Origin of the sequence: Campylobacter sp. BCW_6465 (genome assembly GCF_001762815.1) — a bacterium.
GTDB lineage: Bacteria > Campylobacterota > Campylobacteria > Campylobacterales > Campylobacteraceae > Campylobacter_D > Campylobacter_D jejuni.
The window spans coordinates 129,450-136,055 of sequence record NZ_MJXN01000016.1 but is presented as its reverse complement, the minus strand read 5'-3'; the positions used below and the strand labels follow the sequence as shown (position 1 = coordinate 136,055).

The 6,606-nt window shown below is 26.6% G+C and carries 6 protein-coding genes and 1 pseudogene; 1 reads left to right on the top strand and 6 read right to left on the bottom strand.

Annotation, left to right across the window (positions count from 1 at the left end; all coding sequences use genetic code 11):
- The coding region (locus AJ886_RS01455; RefSeq protein ID WP_070287042.1) for a hypothetical protein at window positions 1-258 on the bottom strand (258 nt) is incomplete at its 3' end.
- 59 nt (window positions 259-317) lie between these two features.
- Complete coding sequence (locus AJ886_RS01450) at window positions 318-947, bottom strand: S24 family peptidase (RefSeq protein ID WP_070287041.1); 630 nt, start codon at window positions 945-947, stop codon at window positions 318-320.
- Between the two features lie 293 nt (window positions 948-1,240).
- Between AJ886_RS01450 and AJ886_RS01445 the strand changes: the two genes are divergently transcribed.
- On the top strand, window positions 1,241-1,441 hold the full coding sequence (locus AJ886_RS01445; RefSeq protein ID WP_070284969.1) for a hypothetical protein: 201 nt from the start codon (window positions 1,241-1,243) through the stop codon (window positions 1,439-1,441).
- A 92-nt stretch (window positions 1,442-1,533) separates the two neighbouring features.
- Here AJ886_RS01445 and AJ886_RS01440 read toward each other — a convergent pair.
- The 4 genes and pseudogenes from AJ886_RS01440 to AJ886_RS01425 form a co-directional block, all read right to left on the bottom strand.
- Window positions 1,534-1,755: pseudogene (locus AJ886_RS01440) on the bottom strand (gluconate 2-dehydrogenase subunit 3 family protein); the annotation flags it as partial.
- A 135-nt stretch (window positions 1,756-1,890) separates the two neighbouring features.
- Complete coding sequence (locus AJ886_RS01435; protein WP_070287039.1) at window positions 1,891-2,595, bottom strand: tetratricopeptide repeat protein; 705 nt, start codon at window positions 2,593-2,595, stop codon at window positions 1,891-1,893.
- Window positions 2,595-4,424 (bottom strand): dynamin family protein, encoded by a 1,830-nt coding sequence (locus tag AJ886_RS01430; RefSeq protein ID WP_070287038.1) that lies wholly within the window; start codon window positions 4,422-4,424, stop codon window positions 2,595-2,597. The genes AJ886_RS01435 and AJ886_RS01430 overlap by 1 nt, the downstream gene beginning before the upstream one ends.
- Complete coding sequence (locus AJ886_RS01425; RefSeq protein WP_070233627.1) at window positions 4,414-6,600, bottom strand: dynamin family protein; 2,187 nt, start codon at window positions 6,598-6,600, stop codon at window positions 4,414-4,416. Before AJ886_RS01425 ends, AJ886_RS01430 begins: the two co-directional genes overlap by 11 nt.
- Window positions 6,601-6,606: the final 6 nt, after the last annotated feature.

Here is a 6,606-nt window from a genome sequence, read left to right as displayed (position 1 = left end):
AGCTTCTTTGCTAAAATCTTTATTGCTTTCTTCTAGATACTCTTTATCTAAAATAGCACCGTATTTTAATAAAAGTAAAATCGCTCCAAAATTATTATGAGTTATTGCATAAAACATAGGTTCTTCGCCCATGCATTCTTTAGTTGCACTCATACCATTTTTAAGATATTCTAAAACAAGTTCATTGTTATGGTTGCAAATTGCGTTTATAAATCTTTTGTTAACACCTTGTCTTATGTCTGCTGATACTCTATCCATCTTTATATCCTTTTGTATTGATGAGACAAGATTAGCTTGGCTTAGCTTATTGTGTACTGTTACATCTTAGAAAGTTCTCCAATTACCACACCAATTAGCAAAAAATCTCCATTTTTATAAAATATATCTTCATATAAAGGATTTAAAGAGTGTAAAATCACTCCATCATCTTGTTTTAAAACTTGTTTTATAAAAAGTCCATCTCTAGTATTAATCACACAAATGCTTTTATTCTTAAAAGTTTTATTTCTATCTATTACACAAATACTTCCATCTTTTATAAGTGGCTCCATGCTTTCTCCATAGCAAGTGATAAACTCACACTCTTTACTACCAAAAAAGTTTAATAGTTTTTCATCCATAATAAGCTCAGAGCAATCTATTAAATCATTTATTCCACCTCCGCCTAAACTCGCATTTGTTTTATAAAGCTTTAAAATTTTATATTTATTCTCACATTCTAATTGATCTTTTGGGGAACTTCCATAGAAGAAATAATTAATGCTTATATTTCTTTCTTGTAAAAAATTGAGTATTTGTGGATAAGGAATGGAGTTTCTAAACTTCATGGAATTAAAAGTATCAGGATGGATGCCTAATTCTTTAGCTATATCTTTGGTTTTTAAATCACGCTTACCTTCACTTGCAAGTATATCTTTTAATTTTTCAATCACTTCTTGCATTTGCATTTTAAATCCTTTGATTTTAATTTCAAAGAATTTAAACATAAAATTTCAAAAAGCAATTAAAAACTTTTGATTTGAAAGATTTTTAATATAAGAGCTTGAAAAATATAACTTCAAGCTCTCTAAATTGATATTTAAAAACATCTTACTAAGCTATTTTTTAACAAGATTTCATAAAAAATTGCTTCATTACTTTTTAAGTTTTCTATGTAACTATCTTCCAAAGCTTAATGCCATAGATAGTTACATGCTATTTTTATATAAAAAGTGGTTAAACTATGATTATATAGTGTTTTATGGGGATAGTTACATCAATAAGAAAATATAAAAATACTTTAAGCAAAAATGTAACTATCCTAGAGGGTAAAAAACACTTTTGGGATATAAAATTTAAAATCAAAGCTCGTGTTTATCCATCTTTTAAACAGCATTTAATCACTTTTTTGGGACAAAACGGACATTTTGGGATATTTGGGATATTTTACGCTTTAGATTAGGAAAGATAAAAAGTCATTTTTGTAAGCTTTAAAATCCTATTATTTGGGATTTTTGCTAAAATTATTTAGGGATAGTTACATGTTCTTTTTAAAATACCCCTTACAGCTGCACTTAAGGTATCAAATTCAGTTTGAGTTTGAAAAAACATTCTACCTCTAATTTTATTTGATTTTCCTTGTGAAGCTTGATGCGAATGCGTAAGTTCTGCTGCCTTTAAAACAGCACCGCCACCTATAGTGCTAGCTGCTACTACAGAACCACCTAGAAGCCCTAGTTTAAAAAAGCTTCTGCGATCAATAATATTGTCTTGCATTACTTCTCCTTGATAATAATTTAAACAAGACTATATTAGTCCTATTAATATAAATTTAACTTTAAAAAGCGATAAATTTTGTGTTATTCTTAATTTTATTTAAGTATATCTTTGAAAGTAATGAAAATAGAACTTTTAATAAAGCTCTATATCTTTAGAATTAAGTTCTTTATAAGTTGCACAAGCTTCTTGATGTTTTTGATCACAAGCCATACCAAAATATCTTTTTGCCTTTGTTAGATCTTGTTTTTCTAGTTGATTATAGCGTCCTAACAAATAACAAGCCTCACTAAAACCTAAAGTGCAAGATTTAGAATAAAAAGCAAGGGCAGATTTTACACTTGCCTTAACAAGCTCTCCTTTATCATATAAAGATCCTAACTGATAACAAGCTCTTGCATTTTTTAAATCACAAGATCTTTTATAAAAACTTGAAGCCATTTGTCCATCTTTTTCTTTTTCATAAAATAAAGCTATATTATTACAACTTAACGATTCTCCTAAAGCACAAGCTTTATTAAAAGCCAAAAGAGCTTCATTTTTATAACCTTGATTTTGCAAAAGCAAAGCCATATTAGAACACGCATTTGCTAAACCCAATTTACAAGCTTTATCATAAAATTTATAAGCTTGATTTAAATCCTTACTCACACCCTTAGCACTCTCATGCATAAAAGCTAAAGAAAAACAAGCTTTAGAAATATCTTTTTCGCAAAGATTCTTAAAAATTTCATAAGCTTTATCAAATTTATTTGCCTCGTAAAGTTTTAAACCCTCTTCTAGCTCACTTAATGCAAATAATGAATTAAAAAATAAAAATAAAGCTAAAAATATTCTCATCAATCTTCCTTTATATTTTCTCTAACATTTAAAATCTGTGCTCTTCTTTTTTGAAGTTCTGCTTTTTTAAGATCTAAAAATTTATTTTTTTCTTGGATTAAATTTTGACTTTGTTCTAAGAAATTTTTTGCAATTTTTATCAGAATAGGCTTATTAATAAGCAAAGCTTCAAACTCATAAACATTTAATTCATTTAAAACTCTTTCATAAATTTCGCTTTTTTTAGGATAAAAAAGTACAAATTCAGAACTATCAAGCTCATAAAGAACACGGCTTTCATTGATTTTACGACTAAAAAATGCAAGGCTTAGTTTTGTAGCATTTTCATAATTTGTAAAAGCCTTAAGATTTAATTTTTCAAAAAATAAATCAAGCTCTAAAATACTTTTAAATAAAAGCTCTTTAAAATCTTTCAAAAAGTACTCATCGCTTGCATTACAAAAAGCTCTTAATTCACTAAAATTTTTATCACTTTGGAAAATGTGATCTTTTTGTATGTTTGAAAATTCTGCTTTAAAAAGCAAAATTTCTCTTTCAAGTATGTTTATAAAATCTTTTAATTTCATCTTGATTTCTTCAAAAGATTTATAAAGTTCATTTTTGATTTTTTTAAACTCTTTACTCATCACATCACTATTATAAAACATCGCCAAAAAAGCATCGTCGCTTGAAATATAAGGCGCTTTATAATCATATCTTGTGTATAAATCTTTCTTTAAAAATCCTTTGCTTTCTTTGTAAAAATAAGCATCTTTTTCCTTAACACTTGCAAAAATTTCACTAGAAATTCTTTCGCTAATGCTTTTAAGCTGTTCTAAAATCTGATGGTTTAAAATTTCAATCTCTTTTAAAAAATTTTCATACGCTAAAAGTAAATGCTTTTCATAACTTTGAAATTGATTTAATAAACGATCAAAAATACCTACAAAAAGTTGGTTTTCATCTTCTAAAATTTCGCATAAATTTAAAATTTTTCTTTTAACAAATTTTTCTTTTAAAGCTGTTGTATCTAGCTGAGTTAAAAAATCAAGCAAAGATTGAAAATTAGATTTTTCATAGCTTTGCTCATCTTTGGCTTCTTTGCAAGAAATAGCAATAAGCTCATTAAAATATTTTAAAAACACACTTTTTGCATAATTTAAAACATTATCTAGCTCTTCTGTGTTTAATTTATCTTTTTGATTTAATACACAAATGCTATTTTCTCCTAAAAGTTCTAAATTTGCTTTTATGGCATCTTCTTCACTTTTTTTACCCGCATTATCAATCAAACTTAACCAAATCGCCCCATGAATATTTTTAAGCTCATCAAGAGTTGTTAAAGTATCATTTTCATTTGCATTTAAACCTGGAGTATCTACAAGAGTGATTTTTTCAAGTAAAGGAATGGGTGCAAAAATATGCAAACTTTTTGCGTGTTTTACTTCATTTCTTTGATCCGTATAAAAGGCTAATTTTTCTATATTTGTGATAATATCACTTCCATCTTCAAATTCTACTCTTAAAAAATATTCTTTTGCATAGCGTAAAAAAGTAGGTTTAAAAGTAACAGGAACAACACCCGTAGGCAAACAATCACACCCTAAGATCAAATTTAGCAAACTTGATTTACCACTTGAAAACTGCCCTATAATAGCGATATTAACATTCTTATCCAAAGAAAACACAAGCTCTTTTAATTCATTTTCTAAAGCATAACTTGCGTGCATAAAAGGCTCGTTAAGTTCCTTGCAAAGCTCTTGAATACGCCCTTTAAAGCTATCATCAAAACTCACACTATAAGTATTTTCATAGGCTTTTATAAAATCATTTAAAAGATTAATCTGCATTTAAAAGCCCCATTTCAAGTTGTTTTAATTTTTCAATTTTTTCTAAATTTTCTTCAAAAGAATTTAAAATATTAATATCTTGATTTTTCAGACTCTGTAAAACTTTTTCAAGACTTTCTAATTTTGATTTTTGATTTTTTTCATAATGTTTTAATTTATCATTTAAAAACTCAAAAAATGCTTCATTGATATTTAAAGAGTTTAAAATTTCGCTCATTTTAAATTCTTTAAAAGTATCAAAAATAACCGTATCTAAATTCGTTTCAAGCTCATATAAATCTGATTTTAGATTGCTTAATTTTTCAATTTTCAATCTTAAAAGTGCAAATTTTTCGCTTTGAAAAATACTATCTATATTTTTTGAAATTCCATCTTTAAAACCTTCAAAACCATTATCAAAATCATCTTTTAAAAAATCATATTTTAAAGATAAATTTGTTTTAAGCTCCTCGATTTTTTTAATATTTTCAAATTTAATTTCTCTTAAAATATCATTAATTCCATCTTTTGTAGTAATATCAACTATATTTAAAATACGAGAAAGATTAAGCTTTTGTGCATTATTTTTCAGATATTTAAACTCATCTATCAAGCGTTCTTTTAATTTTTTAGCCAAAAGTAAAACAAGATTATCTATGCCACTATCTATATTTTTAAGTTTTGCAATGGAATTTGAAATTTCATCTTGTGCTTCTTTTAACAAGGTATTTTGCTTTTGAAGTTCAAGTAAAAGCTTTTGATTTTCTTCACTTACACCTTGTTTATTCTCCTTAATAAGACGATTTTGCATTTCATATTCGCTTAGAATATTTTTAAGCTCTAAATGTAATTCTTTTTTGTAAGCTCTTAAGGCAATCTTACTTTTTTCTCCTGCATAAAGCTCGTTAAAAAGATAGTTTTCAAATTCTTGCATACCACTTTTTTGCAAACTTTCCTTAGGCGCTAAACCCTTATAAAAATCACTTGCCATTTTAGCACTCACACATAAAAAATCAATCTTTTCCACCAAATTTTCATCTAAATCCACAAGTCTTGATTTTAAGCTTTCTTTGGTATAAACAATGACTTCTTCTAAATCCTTTTTGCTTAACAAATCCGCTTTAGTTAAAACAATTAAAAACTTACTCAGCCTTGAGTTTAAAAGACAATGCACCAAAAAGTCCGCATCCTTTTGAGTCAAGCTTTGAGAAGCATTCATTAAATGAATTAAAAAATCACTTTCTCTAAGATACTCATTTGTAACAATTTCTCTTTGAACTACAACATCATCAAGCCCTGGAGTATCAACTATAGAAATATTATTTTTTAAAAAATCTAAATGACTTTTAATTTCTATTTTTTTAATTAAAGCTGAAATTTTATTTTTAGCTGAACTGAAATTTTTAAGCTCACAAAGTGCGATATTTTGTATTAAAGGTTTATCTTTGATAAAATCCTCTATATTTACACTCTTATCCAGCTTGTCAATAAATTCTTTTAAATCTGCATTAAAGTGCGAACTTTCAAGTATATTTTGCCATTCTTTTTTATCCCAAAAATATATCCTTGCTTCTTCACTCTTACCATAGCTTAATACTGTTAAATTAGCTGTTTCAGGTATGTTTGAAACCCCTAAAAAATCTTCTTTTAAAAGAGCATTTAAAAGACTTGATTTTCCTGCATTCATCACGCCAGTGATGGCTATATTAAACTCTAAATTTTGAATTTTTTCCAAAGTTTTTTGAAGTCTTGATTTTAAATTTTCATCAAAACTTAGCTTTTGAAGCTCCAAATTAATGGCGTTTAATTCTTTAAAATCATTTTGAAATAAAGCTTTTTGATCTATACTTTGAACTTTTTCTTGTGAAATAAAATCAAATATTTCAGTATTTTTTGAAATTTTTTCTAAAATTTTTAGAGCCTTAAGCAAATCTTGCTTTGAAATAAAACCTGATTTAAAAAGATTTAAAATACAAATTTGAGCATTTTGTATACTAAAAATATCCACTCTTAAATCAATTTTTTTGCAAAGCTCTTGAAATTCTTTTAAGAGAAAATATCTTTCATAATTGTCTTTATTGACACTTAAAATAATCGCACACTCGGCCGTATCAAGTTTGCTTTTATTTTGAAATTTAGCATCAAAATTTAAAAATTGGAGTTCATTTTGCCAAATTTTTTGGAATAATTCTTTCATAATCTT